This is a genomic window from Streptomyces sp. NPDC006174 (assembly GCF_040614075.1).
GTDB lineage: Bacteria > Actinomycetota > Actinomycetes > Streptomycetales > Streptomycetaceae > Streptomyces.
In genome coordinates this window covers 215859-240700 of the sequence record NZ_JBEXTJ010000006.1, presented here as the reverse complement: position 1 = coordinate 240700, position 24842 = coordinate 215859, and the positions used below count along the sequence as shown (strand labels likewise).

Annotated in this window: 23 protein-coding genes and 1 pseudogene; 14 read left to right on the top strand and 10 right to left on the bottom strand. The window is 72.1% G+C overall.

Going from position 1 to position 24842, the window contains the following annotated elements; all coding sequences use genetic code 11:
• Positions 1-59 precede the first annotated feature (59 nt).
• The 5 genes from ABZ267_RS15780 (at position 60) to ABZ267_RS15760 (ending at position 4944) form a co-directional block, all read left to right on the top strand.
• Entirely contained in the window at positions 60-842 is a 783-nt protein-coding gene (locus ABZ267_RS15780) for an SDR family oxidoreductase (protein WP_356748749.1), read from the top strand.
• A gap of 30 nt (positions 843-872) precedes the next feature.
• Positions 873-1484: a TetR/AcrR family transcriptional regulator gene (locus ABZ267_RS15775; protein ID WP_356748747.1), complete on the top strand. Its 612-nt coding sequence runs from the start codon at positions 873-875 to the stop codon at positions 1482-1484.
• Between the two features lie 30 nt (positions 1485-1514).
• Positions 1515-2672, top strand: a complete 1158-nt coding sequence (locus tag ABZ267_RS15770; RefSeq protein ID WP_356748745.1) for an acetyl-CoA C-acetyltransferase — start codon at positions 1515-1517, stop codon at positions 2670-2672.
• A 225-nt stretch (positions 2673-2897) separates the two neighbouring features.
• A complete protein-coding gene (locus ABZ267_RS15765) occupies positions 2898-3101 on the top strand; it encodes a cold-shock protein (protein WP_003969786.1) in 204 nt (67 codons plus the stop codon).
• A 223-nt stretch (positions 3102-3324) separates the two neighbouring features.
• Positions 3325-4944: a DEAD/DEAH box helicase gene (locus tag ABZ267_RS15760; protein ID WP_356748743.1), complete on the top strand. Its 1620-nt coding sequence runs from the start codon at positions 3325-3327 to the stop codon at positions 4942-4944.
• Positions 4945-5117: 173 nt separating this feature from the next.
• Here ABZ267_RS15760 and ABZ267_RS15755 read toward each other — a convergent pair whose 3' ends face one another.
• Genes ABZ267_RS15755 through ABZ267_RS15740 form a run of 4 tightly spaced genes read right to left on the bottom strand, consistent with a single transcriptional unit; the run spans position 5118 to position 8630 of the window.
• Positions 5118-6242 carry a nitronate monooxygenase gene (locus ABZ267_RS15755; protein WP_356748741.1) on the bottom strand — a complete coding sequence of 375 codons (1125 nt, stop codon included), beginning with the start codon at positions 6240-6242 and terminating at the stop codon, positions 5118-5120.
• On the bottom strand, positions 6242-6991 hold the full coding sequence (locus tag ABZ267_RS15750) for a CoA-transferase (protein ID WP_356748739.1): 750 nt from the start codon (positions 6989-6991) through the stop codon (positions 6242-6244). The genes ABZ267_RS15755 and ABZ267_RS15750 overlap by 1 nt, the downstream gene beginning before the upstream one ends.
• A complete protein-coding gene (locus ABZ267_RS15745) occupies positions 6988-7878 on the bottom strand; it encodes a CoA-transferase (RefSeq protein WP_356748737.1) in 891 nt (296 codons plus the stop codon). Before ABZ267_RS15745 ends, ABZ267_RS15750 begins: the two co-directional genes overlap by 4 nt.
• Positions 7875-8630 (bottom strand): enoyl-CoA hydratase family protein, encoded by a 756-nt coding sequence (locus tag ABZ267_RS15740; protein WP_356748735.1) that lies wholly within the window; start codon positions 8628-8630, stop codon positions 7875-7877. The genes ABZ267_RS15745 and ABZ267_RS15740 overlap by 4 nt, the downstream gene beginning before the upstream one ends.
• A gap of 96 nt (positions 8631-8726) precedes the next feature.
• Here ABZ267_RS15740 and ABZ267_RS15735 point away from each other — a divergent pair, with 96 nt between their 5' ends.
• The 3 genes and pseudogenes from ABZ267_RS15735 (at position 8727) to ABZ267_RS15725 (ending at position 11016) form a co-directional block, all read left to right on the top strand.
• Positions 8727-9653, top strand: coding sequence for an SDR family oxidoreductase (locus tag ABZ267_RS15735; RefSeq protein WP_356748733.1), 927 nt, complete (start codon positions 8727-8729; stop codon positions 9651-9653).
• Between the two features lie 100 nt (positions 9654-9753).
• Positions 9754-10062: pseudogene (locus ABZ267_RS15730) on the top strand (VOC family protein); the annotation flags it as partial.
• A gap of 378 nt (positions 10063-10440) precedes the next feature.
• Entirely contained in the window at positions 10441-11016 is a 576-nt protein-coding gene (locus tag ABZ267_RS15725) for a GNAT family N-acetyltransferase (RefSeq protein WP_356748908.1), read from the top strand.
• A 24-nt stretch (positions 11017-11040) separates the two neighbouring features.
• Here the strand turns inward: ABZ267_RS15725 and ABZ267_RS15720 are convergent, their stop codons facing one another.
• Complete coding sequence (locus ABZ267_RS15720; protein WP_356748731.1) at positions 11041-11865, bottom strand: ankyrin repeat domain-containing protein; 825 nt, start codon at positions 11863-11865, stop codon at positions 11041-11043.
• Between the two features lie 30 nt (positions 11866-11895).
• Positions 11896-12798, bottom strand: a complete 903-nt coding sequence (locus ABZ267_RS15715; RefSeq protein WP_356748729.1) for a hypothetical protein — start codon at positions 12796-12798, stop codon at positions 11896-11898.
• A gap of 233 nt (positions 12799-13031) precedes the next feature.
• Here ABZ267_RS15715 and ABZ267_RS15710 point away from each other — a divergent pair, with 233 nt between their 5' ends.
• A complete protein-coding gene (locus ABZ267_RS15710; protein WP_356748727.1) occupies positions 13032-13811 on the top strand; it encodes a serine protease in 780 nt (259 codons plus the stop codon).
• A gap of 34 nt (positions 13812-13845) precedes the next feature.
• On the opposite strand, the gene ABZ267_RS15705 is transcribed toward ABZ267_RS15710, so the two are convergent.
• A complete protein-coding gene (locus tag ABZ267_RS15705; RefSeq protein WP_356748725.1) occupies positions 13846-15669 on the bottom strand; it encodes a glycoside hydrolase family 35 protein in 1824 nt (607 codons plus the stop codon).
• A gap of 152 nt (positions 15670-15821) precedes the next feature.
• Here ABZ267_RS15705 and ABZ267_RS15700 point away from each other — a divergent pair, with 152 nt between their 5' ends.
• Both ABZ267_RS15700 and ABZ267_RS15695 read left to right on the top strand, forming a co-directional pair.
• Positions 15822-16700 carry an AraC family transcriptional regulator gene (locus ABZ267_RS15700; protein WP_356748723.1) on the top strand — a complete coding sequence of 293 codons (879 nt, stop codon included), beginning with the start codon at positions 15822-15824 and terminating at the stop codon, positions 16698-16700.
• Between the two features lie 24 nt (positions 16701-16724).
• Positions 16725-17087, top strand: coding sequence for a chorismate mutase (locus ABZ267_RS15695; RefSeq protein ID WP_356748721.1), 363 nt, complete (start codon positions 16725-16727; stop codon positions 17085-17087).
• Here the strand turns inward: ABZ267_RS15695 and ABZ267_RS15690 are convergent.
• The gene (locus ABZ267_RS15690) at positions 17068-17883 is read right to left on the bottom strand and encodes an aquaporin (RefSeq protein ID WP_356748719.1); all 816 of its coding nucleotides are present in this window, start codon (positions 17881-17883) and stop codon (positions 17068-17070) included. The genes ABZ267_RS15695 and ABZ267_RS15690 overlap by 20 nt on opposite strands.
• Before the next feature lie 182 nt (positions 17884-18065).
• Here ABZ267_RS15690 and pepN point away from each other — a divergent pair, with 182 nt between their 5' ends.
• Positions 18066-20630: an aminopeptidase N gene (gene pepN, locus ABZ267_RS15685; protein ID WP_356748717.1), complete on the top strand. Its 2565-nt coding sequence runs from the start codon at positions 18066-18068 to the stop codon at positions 20628-20630.
• Between the two features lie 43 nt (positions 20631-20673).
• Here the strand turns inward: pepN and ABZ267_RS15680 are convergent, their stop codons facing one another.
• Together ABZ267_RS15680 and ABZ267_RS15675 are read right to left on the bottom strand one after the other, a co-directional pair.
• Positions 20674-21048 carry a metalloregulator ArsR/SmtB family transcription factor gene (locus ABZ267_RS15680; RefSeq protein WP_356748715.1) on the bottom strand — a complete coding sequence of 125 codons (375 nt, stop codon included), beginning with the start codon at positions 21046-21048 and terminating at the stop codon, positions 20674-20676.
• A 113-nt stretch (positions 21049-21161) separates the two neighbouring features.
• A complete protein-coding gene (locus ABZ267_RS15675; RefSeq protein ID WP_356748713.1) occupies positions 21162-21614 on the bottom strand; it encodes an ATP-binding protein in 453 nt (150 codons plus the stop codon).
• A 372-nt stretch (positions 21615-21986) separates the two neighbouring features.
• Between ABZ267_RS15675 and ABZ267_RS15670 the strand changes: the two genes are divergently transcribed.
• Positions 21987-23402 carry an aminotransferase class V-fold PLP-dependent enzyme gene (locus ABZ267_RS15670; protein ID WP_356748711.1) on the top strand — a complete coding sequence of 472 codons (1416 nt, stop codon included), beginning with the start codon at positions 21987-21989 and terminating at the stop codon, positions 23400-23402.
• On the top strand, positions 23399-24826 hold the full coding sequence (locus tag ABZ267_RS15665) for a SidA/IucD/PvdA family monooxygenase (protein ID WP_356748709.1): 1428 nt from the start codon (positions 23399-23401) through the stop codon (positions 24824-24826). The genes ABZ267_RS15670 and ABZ267_RS15665 overlap by 4 nt, the downstream gene beginning before the upstream one ends.
• The last annotated feature ends 16 nt before the right edge of the window (positions 24827-24842 follow it).

Sequence of the window (24842 nt, the reverse complement as noted above, 5' to 3'; positions counted from 1 at the left end):
TAGGTTAACGTACGGCCCAAGCACCGTCGAGGAGTCGTCGAGACGCGAGGGACGGGCCGATGAGCGCACCGCACTACCTGCCGGGCCACGGCCTGCTGACCGGCCGCACCGCCGTCGTCACCGCCGCCGCCGGAGCCGGCATCGGCGGTGCCACCGCCCGCCGCTTCCTGGAGGAAGGCGCCCGCGTCACCATCGGCGACGCCCACGCCAGGCGGTTGAAGGAGAGCGCGCACGCCCTCGCCGACGAGTTCGGCGCCGACCGCGTCACCGCGCTGACCTGCGACGTAACCGACGAGAACCAGGTCCAGGCCCTCTTCGCCCACGCCGAACGCACCCACGGCGGCCTCGACATCGTCGTCAACAACGCCGGCCTCGGCGGCACCGCCGAACTCACCGAGATGACCGACGACCAGTGGACGAAGATCCTCGACGTCACGTTGAACGGCACCTTCCGCTGCACCCGCGCGGCCCTGCGCTCACTCAAGGCCGCCGGAACCGGAGGCGTGATCGTCAACAACGCCTCCGTCGCCGGCTGGCGCGCCCAGCGCGGTCAGGCCCACTACGCCGCCGCCAAGGCCGGCGTCATGGCCCTCACCCGCTGCGCCGCGCTCGAAGCCGCCGACTACGGCGTACGCGTCAACGCCGTCGCTCCGAGCCTCGCCATGCACCCGCACCTGGCCAAGGTCACCTCCGCCGACCTGCTCACCGAACTCACCGAGAAGGAGGCCTTCGGCCGGTACGCCGAGCCCTGGGAGATCGCCAACGTCATCGTCTTCCTGGCGAGCGGCTACTCGTCCTACATGACCGGCGAGGTCGTCGCCGTCAGCAGCCAGCATGCGTGAACACCCAGGCCGCGGGCGGACAATGGACCGGTGCCTACCAAGAAGAAGCCCCAGGTGACCCCCACCCCCGAACGGCGCCGCGAACTCCTCGCCACCGCCGCCGAGGTCTTCGCCGCCCAGGGATACAACGCCACCACCGTCCGCCGCATCGCGGACGAGGCGGGGATGCTCGCCGGCAGCCTCTACTACCACTTCGATTCCAAGGAATCGATGATCGACGAGATCCTCTCCGCCTTCCTCGACGAGCTCTGGCAGGGGTACGACGCGGTCCTGGCGGCCGGACTCGGCCCGCGCGAGACCATCGAGGCACTGGTGACCGAGTCCTTCCGGGAGATCGACCGGCACCGACCGGCCGTCGCGATCTACCAGAAGGAGTCCAAGCACCTCGCCACCCAGCCGCGCTTCGCCTACCTCACCGACTCGCAGACGAAGTTCGAGAAGGCCTGGCTCTCCACGCTGGAACGCGGCGTCGCCGAAGGCGCCTTCCGCGCCGACCTGGACATCCGCCTCACCTACCGCTTCGTCCGCGACACCGTCTGGGTCGCCGCCTCCTGGTACCGGCCCGGCGGACACCACAGCCCCGAGGAGATCGCCCGCCAGTACCTGTCGATGGTGCTGGACGGGATCGCTCTGCGCACCTAGCCACCTCCTGACGACCGAGGAGCAGCAGCCATGGCCGAGGCCTACATCGTCGAAGCGGTACGGACACCTGTCGGACGGCGCCGAGGAGGCCTCGGGGCCGTCCATCCCGCAGACCTCGGCGCCCATGTGCTGCGGGAGCTGATCGCCCGCTCGGGTGTCGACCCGGCGGCCGTGGAGGACGTCGTCTTCGGCTGCCTGGACACCGTCGGACCGCAGGCCGGCGACATCGCCCGTACGTCCTGGCTGGCCGCCGGGCTGCCCGAGGAGGTGCCGGGCGTCACCATCGACCGGCAGTGCGGCTCCTCCCAGCAGGCCCTCCACTTCGCGGCCCAAGGCGTCCTCTCCGGCACCCAGGACCTCGTGGTGGCGGGCGGCACGCAGAACATGACCCAGATCCCGATCGCCTTCGCCTCCCGCCAGGCCGCCGAACCGCTCGGCCTCACCGAGGGCCCGTACGCGGGCAGCGTGGGCTGGCGCGCGCGGTACGGCGACGCGCCCGTCAGCCAGTTCCACGGCGCGCAGCTCATCGCGGAGAAGTGGAACATCGGCCGCCGGGACATGGAGGAGTACGCGCTCACCTCCCACCGGCGCGCCGTCCGCGCCATCGACGAGGGCCGCTTCACGCGCGAGACCGTCGCGTACGGGAAGGTCACCGTGGACGAGGGCCCGCGCCGCGACACGACCCTGGAGAAGATGGCCGCACTGAGCCCCGTCCTGCCCGGCGGCACGATCACCGCCGCCTGCTCATCGCAGGTCTCCGACGGGGCCGCCGCGCTGCTCATCGCCTCGGAGCGGGCCGTCGCCGAACACGGCCTGACCCCGCGCGCCCGGATCCACCACCTCTCCGTACGAGGCGAGGACCCGATCCGCATGCTCTCCGCGCCGATCCCGGCCACCGCGTACGCCTTGAAGAAGACCGGCCTCACGATCGACGCCATCGACCTGGTCGAGATCAACGAGGCCTTCGCGCCGGTGGTCCTCGCCTGGCTGAGGGAGACCGGCGCGGACCCCGAGCGCGTCAACGTCAACGGCGGGGCCATCGCGCTCGGCCATCCGCTCGGCGCGACCGGCGCCAAGCTGATGACCACGCTCCTGCACGAGCTGGAACGCACCGGCGGCCGCTACGGGCTCCAGACCATGTGCGAGGGCGGCGGCCAGGCCAACGTCACCGTCGTCGAGCGCCTGTGAGGCCCCTTCCCTCCCACGGCGTGGCGTGATCCACCACCGGAAGGGAGGACGTGCTACGGTGTTCCCGTTGCAGTTTTGGTACCCATGAACTTTATGTGCGCCTGACGGGAATGCTTCCTCAGGCGCTTTATTGTTTTCCGGCTTTCTCCGGATGGGGCTCAATGCGGCGACTTGGAATCCGTAAAGTGCGGATTCTCGGCACTGCACCTGTTTTAGGAGAATGACATGGCCACCGGTACCGTGAAGTGGTTCAACTCGGAAAAGGGCTTCGGCTTCATCGAGCAGGACGGCGGCGGCGCCGACGTCTTCGCCCACTACTCCAACATCGCCACCTCGGGCTTCCGTGAGCTCCAGGAGGGCCAGAAGGTCTCCTTCGACGTCACGCAGGGCCAGAAGGGCCCGCAGGCGGAGAACATCGTCCCGGCCTGATTGCCGCGACGCGTACCTCGCTGACCGGGGCCCGCACCGTACAGGTGCGGGCCCCGGTTTGTGCTGTCCGACCTTTTTGAGCTGTCCGAATCTTTGAGCTGTCCGAGAGAACCATCCGCTTTGTGCGCGCATCCTGGGGGCGCACGACCAGCGGTCGGACAAGCACACCGGCGGCCATCCGCATCCGTAGTTGCCCAGGAATCCCCCAGGAGGGCAATTCCGTATGACCCGCTTCGAACGCCAGGACCGCACCCCCCGCTCCCGCCCGGCCCGTGGCCGCGGCCAGGGCTCCTCCGCCCAGGCGCCGTCGGGCAACCGTGGCGGTGGCGCTCAGGCAGCGTCGGGCAACCGTGGCGGTGGCGCCCGCTCCAAGGCTCCGGCCCGTCGCCGCGCCACTCCGCCGCAGGGCGAGTTCGCGCTGCCGGAGACGGTGACCCCGGCGCTGCCTTCCGTCGAGGCCTTCGCCGACCTCGACATGCCGGCCGCGCTGCTGAAGACCCTTGCCGCACAGGGCGTCATCGAGCCGTTCCCGATCCAGGGCGCGACCCTGCCGAACTCGCTGGCCGGCCGGGACATCCTCGGCCGTGGCCGCACCGGCTCCGGCAAGACCCTCGCCTTCGGCCTGGCCCTGCTCGCCCGCACCGCCGGGCGCCGCAGCGAGCCGCGTGCCCCGCTGGCCATGGTCCTCGTCCCGACCCGTGAGCTGGCCCAGCAGGTCACCGACGCGCTCACCCCGTACGCCACCGCCGTGAACCTGCGGCTCGCCACGGTCGTCGGCGGTATGTCGATCACCCGGCAGTCCGCCACGCTGCGGCGCGGCGCCGAAGTGCTCGTCGCCACGCCGGGCCGGCTCAAGGACCTCATCGAGCGCGGTGACTGCCGGCTGGACGAGGTCTCCATCACCGTCCTCGACGAGGCCGACCAGATGGCCGACATGGGCTTCATGCCGCAGGTCGTCGCCCTGCTCAAGCAGGTCGAGGCGGACGGGCAGCGGATGCTGTTCTCCGCGACCCTGGACAAGAACATCGACCGCCTCGTCAAGATGTTCCTCACCGACCCGGTCGTCCACTCCGTCGACCCGTCCGCCGGTGCGGTCACCACGATGGAGCACCACGTGCTCCACGTCCTGGACGAGACGGACAAGAAGGCCGTCGCCACGAAGATCGCCGCCCGTGAGGGCCGCGTGATCATGTTCGTCGACACCAAGCGCGCCGCCGACCGCTTCGCCAAGCGGCTTCTCGCCAGCGGTGTACGGGCTGCCGCGCTGCACGGCGGGCGCTCGCAGCCGCAGCGCAACCGGACGCTTGACCAGTTCAAGAACGGCCAGGTCACCGCGCTCGTCGCGACGAACGTGGCGGCCCGTGGCATCCACGTCGACGACCTCGACCTCGTCGTGAACGTGGACCCGCCGACCGACCACAAGGACTACCTCCACCGTGGCGGCCGCACGGCGCGCGCCGGTGAGTCCGGCAGCGTCGTCACGCTGGTGCTGCCCGAGGAGAAGCGGGAGATGACCCGGCTGATGCAGGACGCGGGCATCGCGCCGCGCACCACGCGGGTCACCTCCAGCGACGAGGAGCTGTCCCGCATCACGGGCGCGCGTGAGCCGTCGGGTGTCGCGATCGTGATCGAGGTCCCGCAGCCGACGCCGCCGAAGCAGCGGACGAGGTCGGGCGGTTCCGGCTCGGCCGGCTCCGGCGGCGGCACGGTGCGTTCCGGGAGCCGGGGTCGGGGGCGGCGGGGGTCCGGTGCGGGTGCCGGTGGCACGGCCGGCGGTGGCGCGGGCCGTGCCGGCGGTGCGGCGCGGTCCGGTGCGCCTGCGCGGGGGCGTCGGGCCGCGTAGAGGTGGCCTGTCCCAGCCGTTCGGCACTTCGAGTGCCGGGCGACGCATAGTGAGCCGTCCGGGCGATTGAGGACCGGGGTCCGGGGCAGAGTCCCGAAAGGGCCCCGGCCTCGGCCGCCGGTCTCCGTGGGTGTCCTCGATCGCCGGACGGGCTGGAAGTGTCGGGCCCGTCCTCAAGCGCCGGGCGGGCTTGAGTCGGCAGCCGGGCCGGAAGGCGCCACCGAGCCGGAACGCGCCGCCGAGTCGTTGCGCTCGCGCAACGGCAGCGATGCCAAGGCGTCATCCGCCTCCGCCATCACCCGCCCCACCAGCATCCCCACGCTCGGCAGGTCCTCGATCAGGGCCGCGACCTGGCCGGACGCCATGATGCCCACATCCACGCGGCCCTCCACCATCGCCGCCCTCAGCAGCATCGGCGTGTTCGCCGCCAGCAACACCTGGCCCCAGGTCAGCTCTTTGCCGTGCCGCAGCGCCAACCCGTCCCGCACCATCCCCGGCCAGCTGTGCCCGGAGATCCGCCGGAAGCGGGCGGCCTGCCGCACCGCCCGGGACAGCGCACGCATCCGTCCCGCTCCCTCCAGCTCCGCCACCATCTCCGTACGGAGCATCCGGTGCGGGAGCCCGTCCACGGCGGTCGTCAGCGTGATGTCCCGGACCGTGGCCGCCAGATACCGCGCCTTCACCGCATCCGGCACCGTCGAGTCCGAGGTCAGCAGGAACCTGGTCCCCATAGCCACGCCCGCCGCCCCGTACGCCAGCGCCGCCACCAGCCCGCGCCCGTCGTGGAAGCCGCCCGCCGCGATCACCGGGATGTCCACCGCGTCGACCACCTGCGGCAGCAGCACCGTCGTCGCCACGCTCCCGGTATGTCCGCCGCCCTCGCCGCCCTGCACGATCACCGCGTCCGCGCCCCACGCCGCCACCTTCTCCGCATGCCGCCGGGCCCCCGCCGACGGAATGACCACCACCCCGGCGTCCTTCAGCTCCGCGATGAGCTCCTTCGACGGGGCCAGCGCGAACGAAGCCACCCGGACACCCTCCTCCACGATGATCCGCACCCGCTCCCGCGCGTCTCCGGCGTCCGCGCGCAGGTTCACGCCGAACGGAGCGTCCGTCCGGGACCTCACCTCCCTTACGGCGGAACGCAGTTGGTCCGGCGTCATCGTCGCGGAAGCCAGGATGCCGAGCGCGCCCGCCCGCGCGGTCGCCGTGACCAGGCGAGGACCGGAGACCCATCCCATACCCGTCTGCACGATCGGGTGGCGGACACCGGTGAGGTCCGTGAGCGCTGTACGCATCAGGCCCGCACCTCGCGGTCACGGGTGCCCGCCGGGTCGATGACCTCGCGGATCAGGTGGAGTTCGGCGGGGGAGGGGTCGCGGGTGTACGGGACGTCGTCGGGCACGGTGAGGGTGAAGCCCGTCGCTTCGCGGACCTGGTCCACCGTGACGCCCGGGTGGACCGAGGCCAGCCGCATCGAGCGGTCCGGGGTCGCGAAGTCGAACACGCCGAGATCGCTGACGACTTGAGGGATGCGGTGGAAGCGCGTGGCCGAGTGTCCCGCTGCCTCGGCCCGGTCGTGTCCGACCCCGCAGACCATGTCGACCCGCTCGACGAAGACCCGGGTCGAGTGCCGGGGGATCCAGTAACTCACCGGGTTGTTGAGCGTGTTGACCGGCGCTCCGCGTACGCCCAGGAGCTGGCGGTCGGGCCGTTCCCAGGCGCCGATGCAGGAGATGTTCTGGTTGCCGAACCGGTCGATCTGGCTCGCGCCCATCATCACGTGCCGCCGCCCGCCGGTCACCAGAGTGAGGTGCTTGCGGTACGGGAGCCAGCCCTCCGTCTCGCCGTCCGCGTCCACGATCATCGCCTCGCCGTCGGTGAGCAGCAGTTCGGGCGCGAAGGTCAGCCGGGCCAGCCGCGCGCCGACGGACGGGACCGCGCCCATCGGGCTCGCCAGCACCTCGCCGTCGCCACGCCAGGCCTCCGCGCAGGCGATCACGCAGTACTCGGCGCGGGTGATGCCCTTGAAGGCGGATGGGGTCATTTCCGCTCCTCGTGCCAGGTGCGGACCGCCTGGTGGTAGCTCTTCTCGTCGCCGTCCGGAGGCAGGAAGCGTGCGCTGAACTCCGCCCAGGCCGCCGGGTCCGCCGCCGCGGCCGCGTACGCCTTCTGGAACGGCTCATCGCGCGGCTGGTCGGGAACGCAGGAGGTGAAGTGCGCGCCGCCCGGTGTCTCCACCACACCGGTGACGGAGTGCCGCTGGACGAGGAGGGTCTGCGGCGCCACGGATCCTTTCGTCAACTCCGCCGTCTCCAGCAGGCGTTCGCAGGAGACATACGCCTCGTCCGCCGCCTCGCAGAACAGGTCGTCGAAGTACGGGTCGGGGCCCAGGTATTGGCCGTTGCCCAGCCGGTCCGCCCGGTTCAGGTGGACCAGCGCCGCGTCCATCCGCAGGGCCGGCACCGCGACGAACTCCTCGCCGTCCTCGTACGGTGAAGTCACCGTCCGCAGCTCCGGGTTGACCCTCATCACATCGGAGCCGAGCCCCGCCCGCACCGGCAGGAACGGCAGCCGGTTGGCCGCCGCGTGCAGCCCCCACATGAACATCGCCTCGTCGATCTCCGTCAGCGCGAACGCACCGCGCTGCCGGGCCGCCCGGTAGTGCGGCTCCAGCGGGATGGAGTCGAGCGTCACGAACGCCGTGACCAGGCGGGCGATCCGGCCCTCGGCGGCGAGCAGCCCGACGTCCGGGCCGCCGTAGGAGATCACCGTCAGGTCGGTGACGGAGGACCGGAGCAACGCCCGTACCAGGGCCATCGGTTTGCGCCGCGAGCCCCAGCCGCCGATGCCGATCGTCATGCCACTGCGCAGCCGGCCGACGACCTCCTCCGGCGTCATGGTCTTGTCGCGCGCGGCGGACACCGTACTCATGGGCCGGTCTCCTTGCCGAAGGCGGAACGGACCCGGTCGGCGGTCCCGGCCAGGCTCGCCTCGAAGGTGAAGCCCTGTTCGTAGCGGTAGCTCCGGCGTACGTCGACGGGATCGATGCCGTTGAGCGCGACCTTGGCCAGCCGCAGCAAATGGCCGTCCTTACGCGCGATCTCCGCTGCCAACTCCAGTGCTGCGTCCAGCAGTTCATTCGGCGGCACGACCCGCCAGACCGAGCCGTGGGCCAGCAGTTCGGCCGCCGTCACCGTGCGCGCGGTGTAGTACAGCGTCCGCATCAGATGCTGCGGGACCAGCCGGGCCAGATGGGTCGCCGCGCCGAGCGCGCCCCGGTCCAGCTCCGGCAGGCCGAAGACGGCGTCCTCGCTCGCCACGATCGCGTCGGCGTTCCCGACGAGGCCGACACCGCCGCCGAGGCAGAACCCCTGTACGGCGGCGACGACCGGGACCTCGCACGCGTACACGGCCTCGAACGCCTCCGCGCAGCCCCGGTTGACGCCGATCAGGGAGCCGGCTCCCGGGTCGCGCTGCAACTCCTTGATGTCCACACCGGCGTTGAAGCCGCGTCCGGCGGCGGCCAGGACCACGCACCGCACCTCCGGGTCGCGGCCCGCCGCCCGGACGGCGTCGGCCAGGTCGTACCAGCCCTGCACGGGAAGCGCGTTGACGGGTGGACGGTCGACGGTGACGACGCACACGCCCTCGGTATCGGCCGGATATGCGGTGGAGACAGTCATCGGAGGATCAGCTACCTTTCCACCAAACATTTGTTAGGTAGACGGTAGCAGTCAGGCCTCCGGCCGCCAACCAGGCCCACACGAACGGGAGATGCGATGACCTCACCCACCACCGGGCGGCTCTGCGGGGGCCGGGTCGTCGCCGTCACCGGTGCCGGACGCGGCCTCGGCCGGGCCCACGCGCTCGCCTTCGCCGCCGAAGGCGCCCGGCTCGTCGTCAACGACCTCGGTGTCGGCCCCGGCGGCGACGGCACCTCCGCAGGACCCGCCCGCCGGGTCGTCGAGGAGATCGTGGCGGCGGGCGGCGAAGCGGTCGTCCACGACGGCGACATCGCCACCGCCGAAGGCGCCGCCTCCCTGGTCACCACCGCACTGGACACCTTCGGCCGTCTCGACACCCTGGTCAACAACGCGGGCTTCCTCCGCGACCGGATGCTCGTCAACCTGGAGGAGGACGACTGGGACGCGGTCATGCGCGTCCACCTCAAGGGCCACTTCCTGCCGCTGAAACACACCGCCGCCCACTGGCGCGCCGAGGCCAAGGCGGGCCGCCCGCCCGCAGCCCGGGTGATCAACACCAGCTCCGGCGCCGGACTCCTCGGCAGCGTCGGCCAGAGCAACTACGCGGCCGCCAAAGCCGGAATCGTCGCCCTGACCCTGGTCGCGGCCGCCGAACTCGGCCGGTACGGAGTCCACGTCAACGCCATCGCTCCGGCAGCCCGGACCCGGATGACCGAGCAGACCTTCGCCGCGACCATGGCGGCCCCGGGAGAAGGCCGGTTCGACGCGATGGCCCCCGAGAACGTCTCGCCTCTCGTCGTCTGGCTCGGCTCAGCGGCCAGCGACGGCGTGACCGGCCGCGTCTTCGAGGCCGAGGCGGGCCGCATCACCGTCATGGAGGGATGGCGCCCCGGCCCCACCGACGACCGAGGCGCCCGCAGGTCCCCGGCCGAGGCAGGAGAGGCGGTGCGCCGGCTGCTGGCGGACGCGGAGGTTCCGCAGCGGGTGTACGGGACGCCGTAGCGGTTCCGTACGAGGCACGGCAACAGGCCTTGCGGGAGAAACCCGCTTGCGCGGGCGTCCGCTTTCCCGGTATCCAGCACAGGACACCGAGGAGCGCACGATGACACGGCACGGCCCGCTGAACGAGTTCTGCTGGATGGACCTCAAGACCCGTGATCCCTCCGGCACCGCCGCCTTCTTCTCCTCGGTGCTGGGCTGGGAGTCCGCCGTGGATGAGACGGACTGGCGCCGGGCCGTGAAGTTCTCCGCGGGAGGCCATCGGATCGGCGGGATCAGCGACCTCGCGCAGCCTGTCTACCCGCCGGGGACGCCCGCCCATATCGCCTGTTACCTGGCGGTCGACGACGTGGACCACCGTACGGCCGTGGCGGCGGAGAACGGGGCGCGGATCGTCGTACCGCCGTTCGACGCGGAGGACCAGGGGCGGATCGCCACGCTGACCGACCCGGTGGGCGCGGTCTTCTCCCTCTGGCGGCCGTCCGGGTTCGCGGGGTGGCCGGTCGCGCCTCCGGACGGCGGCGGGGCCGTTCCGCATCACCTGGTCCTGGCGTGCGAAGACCCTGAGCGAGTGCGGCAGTTCTACACGGAGACGGTCGGGAGTCCGCTCGCCCGGGCCGTGTTCGTCGAAGCTTCCGCCGTCACCTCGCCGCAGTGGGAGCTGGTCGTCGCCGTCGATGATCCGGATGGTGCCGCAGGCCGGGCCCGTGATCTCGGCGGCGAACTCGTCACCATCTCCGAAGGGTTGGCGCGGTTGTCGAGCCCGGAAGGGCTGACCTTCCTCCTCAAGGTGCCGAAGCGCCCCTCCACTTTCCTGGAGACCGACCGGCTCGTGCTCCGCCCGTTCACCGACGCCGACGCACCGCACCTGCTCGCCCTCGACAACGACCCCGAGGTCATGCGGTACATCAACGGCGGCCGGCCCGCCACCGCCGACGCCATCCGGGACCGGACCCTGCCGAGGCTCCTCCACGACCACCCGTGCACCGGGACCCGCGGGTTCTGGGCCGCGGAGGAGAAGGCCACCGGCACCTTCCTCGGCTGGTTCGAACTCCGGCCCCTCGCCGACCACGACGCCACCGTCGTCGAACTCGGCTACCGGCTCAACCGGGCCGCCTGGGGCCGTGGTTACGCCACCGAGGGCGCGCGGGCCCTGGTGGACAAGGGTTTCGCCGACCTCGGCGCGGAGCGCGTCACCGCCAACACCATGGCCGTCAACGCCGGGTCCCGGCGGGTGATGGAGAAGACCGGCCTGACGTTCCTCCGCGCCTACACCGAGGACTGGCCGGACGCCATCGAAGGCTCGGAGCACGGCGAGGTGGAGTACGTCCTCACACGGGCGGAGTGGGAGGCGCGCCAGGCGTAGGTCTCCGGAGCTGGGAGTGCGCCCTCACCCGAGCCGAGTGGGAGGCGCGCCGGCCGGACCGGTAGCACCGCCGGCCGGACCGGCGGCACCGCCACGCATGACCTCCTCCAGCAGCACCGCGACCTCCGCATGCCCCGTGTGCCGGTCCACGCCCGCCGCCGGCTCCCCGTCCCGCAGCAGCTCCACGGCCACCGTCTCCTCGCCGTCGACCACCTCCCGCCGCACCACCGCGTCGAGCTCGGTCCCGTACGCCTCCTCCAGCTGTCCCAGCAGCTCCCGTTCCAGGTCCACCCCGGCCAGCCGCCGCGCCTCGGCCAGCGCCACCCCGACCACCGCTTCCTGGCCCCGCGCCCCGGCCCCGTACTCCAGCAGCGCCCGTACCGTCCGCACCGAACCCCGCTGCGCCGCCAGGACCAGCATCGGCTCGCCCTGCGGGCCCGGCAGCAACGGGTCCGCGCCCCCGGCGAGCAGCGCCTCCACCGTGGCGGCGTGGCCGAGACCCGCTGCCCAGCGCAGCGCCGTGAACCCGAACTCCTCCCGCAGATCCGGCCGCGCACCGGCGGCCAGCAGCGCCTCCACCACCTCGGTGTGCCCGCCGCACGCCGCTCCGCACAGCGGCAGGTCGCCCGTCTCGGGGCCGCTCGCCCGGTCGGGGTCGGCGCCCGCCGCGAGCAGCAGCCGTACCGTTCCGGGCAGGTCCTGGACCGCCGCCAGATAGAGCGCCGTCGTGCCTTCCTCGTCGCTCGCCTCGGCCCGCGCACCCGCGCGCAGCGCCCGTACGACGGCGTTCTCGTCCTCGTACAGCGCATCGAACAGGCTTGGTTCGTCCCTGATCGGCTCGTTCGTCATGCTTCGACCCTACGGTGGCCGAAATGATGCTCAGGTGTCGCACTCCAGTCGCGTACGACACAGCCCGCACCGCGCGACCACCCGGCCCCGTACCAGGAGCCGGATGCGCTGGTGGCAGGTGGGGCACGCGAAGGAGACCCGCAGGCCCTCGCCGCCGGACTCGAAGGCGTACGGAACACCCGGGTCCGCGCCCGTGCCGGGGTGGTCCTGGGCGTACCGGCGGTCCTTGGCGTACCGCCGCCGTCCCGCCCAGCCGGCCTCCGTCAGCGGAGGCCGGCGCAGATCGTGCAGCGCCTGCGCCCGGCCCTTGGTGTACGCCGTGTACGCCTGCGGGCTGGTGAACCACGGCGAAGGGTCCTCGTCGAAGGCCGACGCCCGCTTGGCCAGGACGTATCCGAACTCCTCCGGTGTCAGATAGCCCAGCTTCTGCCGGGAGGTGGCGTCCTCCCGGAAGGCGTCCAGCAGCAGCCAGCCCGCGCCGAGGTACGTGGTCACCGTGTCGGTCAGGATCTCGTTGGCGCGGGTGCCGGCGAACTCCAGGCCGAGCCGGTGCAGCAGGACATGGGTGATCTCGTGGGCGAGCGCCGCGCCGATGTCCCTGCGGTGGGTGCGGAAGCGGTCGTTCAGCTCGATGAAGTACTCGGGTCCCGCGGTCAGTTCCACGCTCGCCGCGTGCTCCATCGTGCGGAAGCCGACGATCATGCGGGCGTCGGGCAGATGGAGGTGCTGGACCAGGGCCCGGGCCACCCGCTGGGCGCCGAGGTGGAGGTCGTCCGCGTCGGAGAAGGCGGCGTCGGCCGGGACGAGGCTGGTGCCGTAGGAGTGGACGCCGTCGGGCGAGAGGCGCCGGTACAGCGCGGTGATCGCGGACCGGACCGTCTCCAGATGCGGAAAGCCGTGGACGACCGGTGTGCCCGGACTGCCGTTGCTCACGTCCGTACCCCCATCCGCTCCGGCCGAGAACCCCCGCCCTCGGCCGGTCTCCACTGTAGGCCGGGCCGTCCGAAGGGTGCGGAATGTGCGGTGAAGAAATTGGCCGAGAAGTGCTTCTTGTGGCAGCGGTGACCGCATCCCGATAATCGGATGGCATTGACGGGTTCATGACTAGTACGACTCTGTGTCCCGTCATGGTTCCCACCGCGACCCCCCACGAAAGAAGGCAGACCGTGAAGCAACTCCTGCGTGCGCTGAAGAGATGTTCCGTCGTCGTCGCCACCGTCGCGATCGCCGTCGTCGGCCTCCAGCCCGTCACCGCCTCGGCCGCCCCCAACCCCATCGTCGGCGGAACCCGCGCCGCCCAGGGCGAGTTCCCGTTCATGGTCCGGCTCTCCATGGGCTGCGGTGGCGCCCTCTACGCCAAGGACATCGTCCTCACCGCCGCCCACTGCGTGAACGGATCGGGCAACAACACCTCGATCACCGCCACCGCCGGTGTCGTCGACCTCCAGTCGTCGAGCGCCATCAAGGTCCGCTCCACCAAGGTCCTCCAGGCTCCCGGCTACAACGGCACCGGCAAGGACTGGGCGCTCATCAAGCTCGCCCAGCCCATCAACCTGCCCACCTTGAATATCGCCACCACCACCGCCTACAACCAGGGCACCTTCACCGTCGCCGGCTGGGGAGCCAACCGTGAGGGCGGCAGCCAGCAGCGCTACCTGCTCAAGGCCGACGTCCCGTTCGTCTCCGACACCGCTTGCCGCTCCGCCTACGGCAGCTCGTTCGTCGCCGGTGAGGAAATCTGCGCCGGCTACCTCAGCACCGGTGGCGTCGACACCTGCCAGGGCGACTCCGGCGGCCCGATGTTCCGCCGGGACAACGCCGGAGCCTGGGTCCAGGTCGGGATCACCAGCTACGGCCAGGGCTGTGCCCGACCCAACTACCCCGGCGTCTACACCGAGGTCTCGACCTTCGCCTCCGCCATCGCCTCCGCGGCCCGCACGCTCTGACGCCGCTGACCGGCACCCGCTTCCCCGTGGGTGATCACGGCTGAACCACTCCGGGGGCGCCCGAGCACCGTACGGGCGTCCCCGGTCCCAGCTCCACCCACGCCTCGCCCGCGCCCTCCAGCTCCAGCACCCACACCTCGTTGACGCCGTCCCGGAGCACCGGACCCGGCACGTACAGCGTCTCCTGCGGGCCCACCGACCGGTACCGGCCCAGGCAGAAACCGTTCACCCAGACGAACCCACGTGTCCAGCCCGGCAACCGCAGCCCCGCGTGATCGACGCCCTCCGCCGCCTCGACGGTGAACGTCCCCCGGAACAACCCGGTCCGCTCCACTCCCGCGTCCACCGGCGAAGGCACCGGCCCGAACGGCACCCGCGCCACCGCACCCGCCTCCTCGAACGCGTCCAGCCGCAGCCCCCGGGCCCGTACACCGTGCAGATACTGCCGCTCGTGCAGCACCCCGCCCGTGATCCCCTTCGGCTCACCCAGGCGCGGCCCGTAGTTGACCCGGCCCAGCGACTCCGCCCACAGCTCCACCTCCGCCGGACCCGCCACCGGCTCCGGCAGCGTCGGGCTCTCCTCGGTCAGCACGCCCGCCCGGACCCCGTCCACGGACACCACCGCCCGGTCCCGCAACCCCGCCACCGTCAACGGATACGGCATACGCGGCCCCGGCACCGCCACCCGGTAGCGCACCAGCCCCCGGCCCACGCCCAGCTCCTCGAACGTCGGCGCCACTCCCGACTCCGGCCCCTCCGGATCACCCAGCGCCTCCAGTACGTCACCGAGCCCGGCCCACCCGTCCAACTCCACCCGCACGGGACGCGCCAACCCCACCGGCTCCGGCGGCACCGCGGGCAACGGGCCCTCCGCGTATCCCTCCAGCACCTTCCGGAACAGGCGGAACTTCTCCGTGGCCCGCCCGTACTCGTCGACCGGCGCGTCATAGTCGTACGACGTCACCGTCGGCTGGAACTCCCCGTCCTGCACCGGCCCACCCCGGTTCGCCCCGGCCCACCCGGCGAAGTTCGTCCCGCCGTGCGCCATGTAGATGTTCACCGACGCCCCGCACTCCAGGATCTCCCGCAGCGCCTCGGCCGCCTGCGCCGGATCCCGTACGACCGGTTCCGCGCCCCAGTGGTCGAACCAGCCGCACCAGAACTCCATGCACATCAGCGGCCCGTCCGGCTGGTGACGGCGCAGCACCTCGAACGCCTCCCGCGCACCGGAGCCGAAGTTCGCCGTCGCCAGCAGCCCCGGCACGGAACCGCCGGTCAGCATGTGGTCCTCCGGGCCGTCCGACGTGAACAGCGGGACGCTCACCCCGCACTCCCGCAACAGCTCCGCCAGCCACTCCAGATACACCGCGTCGCTGCCGTAACTCCCGTACTCGTTCTCCGCCTGCACCAGGACCACCGGACCGCCCCGGCCGATCTCCCGCTCCACCACCTGCGGCAACAGCTCCCGGAACCACCGCTCCACCACCGCCCGGTACTCCACGTCCCGCGTCCGCACCCGCCGACCGAACCGGCCCGTCACCCAGACCGGCAGCCCGCCGTTCTCCCACTCGGCACAGATGTACGGACCCGGCCGCACGATCGCCCACAGCCCGGCCTCCCGCACCGCGTCCAGGAACCGCCCGAGCGCCCCCACATCCCGGTAGGACCCCTCCCGCTCCTCGTGCAGATTCCACGGCACGTACGTCTCCACGCAGTTCAGCCCCATCGCCGCCAGCATCGCCAGCCGGTGCTCCCACTGCCCTTCGTGCACCCGGAAGTAGTGCAGCGCACCCGACAGCAGCCGTACGGGCTTCCCGTCCAGCCGGAAGTGGTCGGTCCCCACGGTGAAGTCGGACATCGTGTACGTACGCTCCTGTGGTCGGCGCACCCGGCGGCCCGGGCGTGCAATGGTCCGACCACTGTGACCTCTGGCGTTACGACGGTCCATGGACAAAGATCGCTGCTGATTGGACGCAAGAGACGTGCGGATCCTGGGAGGAGAAGGCCGCGATGTACCACACCTGGATGCGCTTCTTCACTCCCAGCCCGCTCCACCACCGCCTCGGCCTCGTCTGCCTCGGCGTCGGCCTCCAGCACGGCGCGCTGCCCACCGTCGGCCCCCGGACCCTGGACCACCACGTCGCCGTGATCGTCAACTCCGGCACCGGCTGGTTCAGCGGCCCCGACGGCCGCCGCACGCCCGTCACCGGCCCCACCCTCATCTGGCTCACGCCCGGCACCCCGCACCACTACGGCGCCGATCCGGGCACCGGCTGGGACGAGAGCTTCGTCGACTTCACCGGCCCCGCCACCACCACCTACACCGAGCTCGGCTGCATCGAGCCCGACCGCCCCCTCGTCCCGCTCTCCGACACCGCCGCCCCGCGCGCCGCCGTCGGCCGCATCGTGCGCGCCGCCCGCCGCGGCAACCCCTTGCTGGAGGTCGAGACCGCGGCCGCCGTCCACGAGCTCCTCGTCTCGCTGCGCCGCGCCCGCGCCGACCTCGGTCCCGACGGCGACCCGGTCCTCCAGGCCCTCGCCCGCGACGCCTACCAGCCGCTCACGGTCGCCGAGCACGCCGCCAAACACGGCATGACCCCGGCCGAGCTCCGTACCGCCGTCCGCCGCGGCGCCGGATGCAGCCCCAAGGACTACCTGCTCACCATCCGCCTCGGCCGGGCCAAGGAACTCCTCGCCGCAACCGACCTCCCGGTCGCCGCCGTCGCCCGCCGCGTCGGCTACGACGACCCCGCCTACTTCTCCCGCCTCTTCGCCCGCCGCGTCGGCACCGCCCCCGTCCGCTTCCGCGAACAGCAGGGCCGCACCGTGCCCGGCGGCTGGAGCGACCAGGTGCCCGACCCGGACCACCCGCCGATGATCGGACCGTGAGGAGGGCGTCTAAGCTCGCTGACCATGAGTACGAGCGAGAACGACGCGCCCGCGTCCCAGCTGACCGACCCGTCCGTCCAGGCGGAGCTGAGCCGGCTGCGCGAGTCCATCGACAACATCGACGCCGCCGTCGTCCACATGCTCGCCGAGCGCTTCAAGGCCACCCAGCAGGTCGGCCGCCTCAAGGCCGACCACCAGCTGCCGCCCGCCGACCCGGCCCGCGAGACCCGCCAGATCACCCGGCTGCGGCAGCTGGCACAGAGCGCCAACCTGGACCCGGCCTTCGCCGAGAAGCTGCTCACCTTCATCATCGCCGAGGTCATCCGCCACCACGAGCGCATCGCGGAGGAGACGGGCAACGGGGCCGCTACGGCCGGCGGGGCCTGACGGGCGGGCCGCCGAGCCTCCTGTACGCCGCCGCCGCGAGCCCCGCGCCCAGTCTTCCGCGCACCACCGCCATCAGCCCCGCCCCGGCCACCGCCCCCAGCACCGGCCCGGCCACGTACACCCACAGCAGTCCGGCCTCTCCGGACAGCAGCGCCGGGCCGAACTGCCGGACCGGGTTGGCCGATCCGCCGGTCAGCGGACCGAGTACCGCGATGACGAGCGCGGTGACCAGACCGACGGCGTACGGGAGGAGTCTGCGGCCCACCGGATGCGCCAGGAGCCCCGCGAGCAGCAGCGTCGACCCGGCCGGCACCCCGGCCTCCGCCACCAGCACGGTCACCTCACTCCAACCGGGACCGGGCCGCACCACCGCGTGAGCGACCGGCGGCCGGGCGACCACGGACCCCCACACCAGCCCCGCCAGCCACGTCCCCGCCACCGAGCCGCCCACCTGCGCGACGACGTACGGCGCCACCTCCCGTCCCGGGAACGCCCCGAGCCGCCACAGCGCGACGGTGACGGCCGGATTCAGATGCCCGCCCGACCACCGTCCCGGCGCGGAGAGCATGAGGACGGTCAGCAGCGCACCGACCCCGGTCCCGAGCAGCACGAACGCCGTCCCGCCGCCTCCGTACCCGTCCGGCGCGAAGAGCCACCGCACACCGCTCACCACGGCCAGGAGCAGCAGCGCGGTCAGCCCGAACTCGCAGCCGGCACGGCGCATCAGGCCGGCGGAGGAGGAAGGGACCAGGTCAGGAACGCGGGCGGCGGCAGCGCGCGCAGGCGTGAGCGTCATGAGGATGTCCTCGGTACTCGGTGTGCCGCGCCGAGGAGATGGTAAGGCAACAGCCCCCAGGGGGTATACGCCCCCTCCCGTACACCGGCCCACCTCAGCCCTTCCTGGGGCAGGCACCCCTTCCCGTACGCCCAGGGAGAACCCCCCTGCCCGCGCCCGATCCGGTACGGCAGCATGGGCCCATGTCCGTACTGACGCGCGACGAAGCGCAGACCCGAGCCCAGATCATCGACGTGGAGCGGTACACGATCGCCCTCGACCTCACCACCGGCGAGGAGACCTTCGACTCACGGGCCGCCATCCGGTTCACCGCCCGCGCGGCCGGAGACACCTTCGTCGAGGTCAAGCCCGCCACCCTGCGCTCGATCAGCCTCGACGGACAGCCCCTGGACCCCGCCCTCCTCGACGGCAACCGCTACCCGCTCACCGGCCTCGCCGCCGGCCCGCACGAACTGCACGTCGACGCCGCGATGAGCTACTCGCGCACCGGCGAGGGCATGCACCGATTCACCGACCCGGCCGACGGCGAGACGTACGTCTACACCCAGCTGTTCATGGAGGACGTTCAGCGCGTCTTCGCCGCCTTCGACCAGCCCGACCTGAAGTCCGTCTTCGCCATCACGGTCACCGCCCCCGAAGGCTGGACCGTCCTCGGCAACGGCGTCGCCGACCGCGCCGAGGACGGGCGCTGGACCATCGCGCCCACGCCGCTCATCTCCACCTACCTCGTCGCCGTCGCCGCCGGCCCCTGGCACTCGGTCACCACCCGGCACGCCGGACTGCCCTTCGGCCTCCACTGCCGCCGCTCCCTCGCGCCCCACCTGGACGCCGACGCGGACGAGATCCTCGGGATCACCCGCGCCTGCTTCGACCGCTACCACGAGAAGTTCGACGAGCCCTACCCGTTCGACTCCTACGACCAGGCCTTCGTCCCCGAGTTCAACGCGGGCGCCATGGAGAACCCCGGCCTCGTCACCTTCCGCGACGAGTTCATCTACCGCTCGGCCGTCACCGACACCGAACGCCAGACCCGCGCCATGGTCGTCTCCCACGAGATGGCCCACATGTGGTTCGGCGACCTCGTCACGCTCAGCTGGTGGGACGACATCTGGCTCAACGAGTCCTTCGCCGAGTACATGGGCTACCAGACCCTCACCGAGGCCATCCTTCCCCAAGCTCTCAACTCCGTTCGAGCAGGGGAGGCCCCATTCCCCGACACCTGGGTGGAGTTCGGCGTCGCTCGCAAGGGCTGGGGCTACGACGCCGACCAGCGCCCCTCCACCCACCCGGTCGCACCCGACCCCGAAGCCGTCCCCGACACCGCCTCCGCCCTCCTCAACTTCGACGGCATCAGCTACGCCAAGGGCGCCTCCGCACTCCGCCAACTCGTCGCCTGGCTCGGCGAGAAGGACTTCCTGGCCGGCATCAACACCCACTTCGCCCGGCACAAGTTCGCCAACGCGACCCTCGCCGACTTCATCGACAACCTCGCCTCCGCCACCGACCGCGACGTCCACGCCTGGGCCGAGCAGTGGCTGCGCACCACCGGCGTCGACACCCTCACCGCCGACGTCCACGAACCCACCGGACCCACCGAGGCCGGCCAGTCCTGGGCGCTCACCGTCGAGCGCGACGGCAGCCGGCCCCACCGCATCACCGTCGCCACCTTCGACCACGCCCTCAACACCCAGGCCGGCCCCGGCCACCTCGCCCCGCGCGACCGCTTCGAACTCGACGTACCCGGCGACTCCGCCCCCACCGTCCGCACCGGCCGCCGTCCCGCCCTCGTCGTCCTCAACGACGGTGACTTCACCTACGCCAAGATCCGCCTCGACCCCGCCTCCTGGGACACCGCCCTCGGCCACCTCTCCGCGATCCCCGACGCCCTGACCCGGGCCGTCATCTGGAACGCCGCCCGCGACATGGTCCGCGACGGCGAGCTCGACCCCGCGCGCTACCTCACCGCCGCCCGCACCCACCTCCCGTACGAGAGCGACCTCGCCCTCGTCCAAGGCGTCCTGGCCTTCGCGGGCGGCCAGATCGCCGACCGTTACGTCACCCCGGAAGCCTGCCCGGCCGCCCTCGCCACGCTCACCGACCTCTGCCGCGACCTGATCCGCCGCACGGAGGACGGCTCGCACCCGGGCCTGCGCCTCACCGCCGTACGCCACTTCATCGACGCCGCCACCCAGCCCGACACCCTCCAGGCCTGGCTCACCGAAGGCACCGTCCACGGCGGACCCGAACTCGACCCCGAGCTGCGCTGGCGCATCCTCACCCGCCTCGCCGTCCTCGGCGCCACCGACGAGCGGGCCATCGACGCCGAACTCGCCGCCGACCCCAGCGCAACCGGCCGCGAAGGAGCCGCCCGCTGCCGGGCCGCGCTGCCCACGCCCGAGGCCAAGGCGGCGGCCTGGCAGGCCATGTTCGGCGACGACACCCTGTCCAACTACCTGTTCACCGCCGCCGCCCAGGGCTTCTGGCAGCCCGGCCAGGACGAGCTCCTCACCGCGTACGTCGACCGCTTCTACCCCGACGCCACCGCACTCGCCGCCCGCCGGGGCCCGGCCATCGCGGAGGCCGCCGGACGGTACGCCTTCCCCGCCTACGCCATCGACCCCGACAGCCTCGCCACCGGAACCCGCGCCCTCAAGGACCCGGCCCTCATCCCGGCGCTGCGCCGCAAGCTGGTCGACCAGCTCGACGACCTGCGCCGGGCCCTGGCCGTACGAGCGACGGAGCACTGACCCGGCAGACACGGGTGAGGACCGGCGGGCGCGACGACCACCGTCAGCTGCCCGCCGGCCCCTCACCCGGTCCCGGATCGGCCGCCCCCGGATCGACCGCCCGCAGATCCGCCAGCAGTTCTGCCTGACCCGTCAGCACCTCGGTGAGAATCGTCCGCGCCACCCGCAGCAGCTCCGCCACCTCCGGCGCCGCCAACGTGTAGTGCGCGGCGGAACCCTCCCGCCGCGCCACCACCAGACCGGCCCGGCGCAACACCGCCAACTGCTGGGAGAGATAAGCCGCTTCGACGCCCACCTCGCTCAGCATCTCCGAGACCGCGTGCTCACGCTCACTGAGCAGTTCGAGCACCCGGATCCTGACCGGATGACCCAACGTCTTGAAGAACTCAGCCTTCAGCCGGTACAGCGGCGTACTCACCGACGGGGCCCCGTTCCGTGCACCGGGAACCCGTCGTGGCACGGCGCACCAGATCTCTTCTCCATGGGTTCATCCTCCCGTCTCCCCGCCGCCGCGGTGAACCGGCCGGTGGTTCACGGAGCGCGGAGTGTGCCCGGCCGCCGGAGCGGAAGCGTGACCCAGATGCTCTTCCCGCCCTCGTCCGCGTCCCCTCGCACCACCGCGCTGCCGCCCAGCTCCAGCGTCAGCTCCACCACCGTGGCCAGACCCCGCCCGGCACCGGCCACCGCCGAGGTGTAGAGCGCGGGACGGTAGGGATGACGGTCGTGCACCCCGAACGCGAACGCGTCCGGCCCGCCCGCGAAGACCACCGTCACACTCGGGGAGAGCACCGCCGCGTGCCGCACGCTGTTGGCCACCAGCTCGCTCAGGATCAGCAACGCCGGTCCCGCACACGGCTCCTGCGGGCCCACGCCCCACTCCGCCAGCACCTGCTCCGTCGTCTCCCGCGCGACCCGCACCGCCGAACCCATCGCGGGCAGCGTCAGGACATGGCGGTACGGCAACGAGTCATGAGGCCTGATCACCGGGAAGCCTCCTCGCCATCGGGTCCACAGCATGGAGGGAATTGCAGAATTCGGCAATTAGTTGATCGCCTAACTCCTCCTTCTAGCGCTCCCTCCACGCTCCCCGCCCCGCCGGAAGCACTCTGCCGAAGCACTCCGCCCAAGCGCTGCGCCGCAACCGCCTCACAGGAACCGCCCCGCCGGCACCACCCGTACGCCCGTACACCCGTCTAGAAACCGCACATCTATACCACCCGAACCCCCGGCAAAGGGCCCACACCGGCCGCCAGTACCCCTTTCGAGTTCAGATCGTTGACCTCTTCGGCCGCCCCGCCCGAAACCCGGGACAAGCTGGCATGTCCACCCCCGCCCTCCCGAAGGACCACCCCACCCATGCCCACCCCACCCCTCGCCGGAGGCACCGCAGGGCCCGCCGCACTGCGCCCCCTCATCGACACCGTGCTCACGGCACTCCACGACGGCGCGGCCCTCCGGGACGGCCCCCTCCCCGCCGGCGGACCCGACACCGTCACCCCGCGCACCCGCACCGCCACCCACCCCCTCATCCCCGACCACGGCACCGGCGCCCACCACGCCCTCCGCGCCCTCGTCACCGCCCTCACCGAAGGCGCCGCCGACCCCGCCCACCCGCACTGCGCCGCCCACCTCCACACCCCGCCGCTCGCGCTCGCCGCAGCCGCCGACCTCGCCGCCAGCGCCCTCAACCCCTCCATGGACTCCTGGGACCAGGCCCCCGCCGCCTCCGCCCTCGAAGCCGACCTCACCACCGCACTCGCCGCCGAGATCTACCCTCACGCCCCGTCACCCGACGTCGTCATCACCACCGGCGGCACCGAGGCCAACCAACTCGCACTCCTCCTCGCCCGCGAACGCCACGGCCCCGTCCAGACCGTCTGCGCCACCAACACCCACCACAGCGTCGCCCGCGCCGCCTGGCTCCTCGGCCTCCCCGAACCCGTCACCGTCCCCGCCCCCGACGGCACGATGAACCCCGCCGCTCTCGACGACACCCTCGCCCGCCTCCACCGCCCGCTCCTCGTCGTCGCCACCGCCGGAACCACCGACACCGGCGCCATCGACCCGCTCGACACCATCGCCGACCTCTGCACCACCCACGGCGCCGAACTCCACATCGACGCCGCCTACGGCGGACCCCTCCTCTTCAGCCCCACCCACCGCACCCTCCTCCACGGCCTCCACCGCGCCCACAGCGTCACCCTCGACCTGCACAAACTCGGCTGGCAACCCGCCTCCGCCGGCCTCTTCGCCGTCCCCGAACGCCACCACCTCACCCCCCTCCACCACCACGCCCCCTACCTCAACGCCGACGACGACACCGAAGCCGGCCTCCCCGACCTCCTCGGCCGCTCCCTGCGCACCACCCGCCGCCCCGACGCCCTCAAGATCGCCGTCACCCTCCAGGCCCTCGGCCGCACCGGACTCGCCGACCTCATCGACCGCACCCTCGCCACCGCCCACCACCTCGCCGACCTCATCACCCGCACTCCCGCGCTCGACCTCTACCAACGCCCCACCATCTCCACCGTCCTCTTCCGCCCCACCGGCGCCGACGACCACACCGTCGCCACCCTCCGCCGCACCCTCCTCAACCGCGGCCACGCCGTCCTCGGCCGCGCCCACGCCGCAGGCCGCCTCTGGCTCAAGGCCACCCTCCTCAACCCCCACACCACCCCCGAAGACCTCCAGGCACTCATCGACCTCGTCACCACCACCACCGACCTGGCGGTCACCACCACCCCCCGCACAGAAGGCGACACCTCGCGATGACCGACCGGCCCGCCCCCGCCCCCGACCGGCCGCACGACCTCGTCGGCATCGGCATCGGCCCCTTCAACCTCTCCCTCGCCGCCCTCGCCCACAACATCCCCGCCACCCCCGACGACCCCCGGCCCCTCGCCGCGACCTTCTACGAACAACGCCCCGCCTTCCACTGGCACCCCGGCCTCCTCCTCGACGGCGCCAGCCTCCAAGTCCCCTTCCTCGCCGACCTCGTCACCCTCGCCGACCCCTCCAGCCCCTGGAGCTTCCTCAACTACCTCCGCACCCGCGACCGCCTCTTCCCCTTCTACTTCGCCGAGCGCTTCCACATCCAACGAGCCGAGTACGACGCCTACTGCCGCTGGGTCAGCGAACAACTCCCCGGACTCCACTTCGGCCACCAGGTCGACGCCGTCCGCTGGAACACCGAACGCGCCCTCTTCGAAGTTGACTTCACCCAACTCGACCCCGACGGCGAAGCCGAAGCCCTCGGCCGCGCCTACGCCCGCCACATCGCCCTCGGCATCGGCACCGAACCCTTCGTCCCCGAACCCCTCCGGCCCCTCGCCGAAGCCGAATCCGTCCCCGTACTCCACTCGGCCGACTACCTCCGCCACCGCGAACAGCTCCTCGCCGCCAACCACATCACCGTCATCGGCTCCGGCCAGTCCGGCGCCGAAGTCTTCCTCGACCTCCTGCGCGCCCGACCCGAAGGCTCCGAGAACATCCACTGGCTCGCCCGCACCCAGGCCTTCGCCCCCATGGAATATTCCAAGCTCGGCCTGGAGCACTTCACGCCCGACTACAGCCGCTACTTCCACGCGCTCCCAGAAACCGCCCGCGACGAACTCGTCCCCCGCCAATGGCAGCTCCACAAAGGCATCGACGCCGACACCATCGCCGCCATCCACGACGAGCTCTACCGCCGCACCCTCCACGGCGGCTGGCCCGACGCCACCCTCACCCCCGGCGTCCACGTCCGCACCGCCGGACGCCTCGCCAACACCCGCGTCGAACTCCACCTCGAACACACCCAGCAGGGCACCCGCTCCCGTCTCACCACCGACGCCGTCATCCTCGCCACCGGCTACCGCGAACGCCCCCTCGACGCCCTCCTCGGCGGCCTCGACCCCTACCTCCGCCGCGACGCCTCGCACCGCCCCCGCATCGACGACCAGTACCGCCTGATCCTCGACCGCGCGGTCACCGGACACGTCTACGTACAGAACGCCGAACGCCACACCCACGGCGTAGGCGCACCCGACCTCGGCCTCGCCGCCTGGCGCAGCGCCACCATCCTCAACAACCTCACCGGCACCATCCCCTACCCCCTCCCCGAACGCACCGCCTTCACCACCTTCGGCCTCGCCCCCAACCACCCCCGCGTACCCGCCCAGGCTCCCGCCCTCATCCCGCTCAGCCAGTCCGTCTAGCCGGCGCACGGCGGAC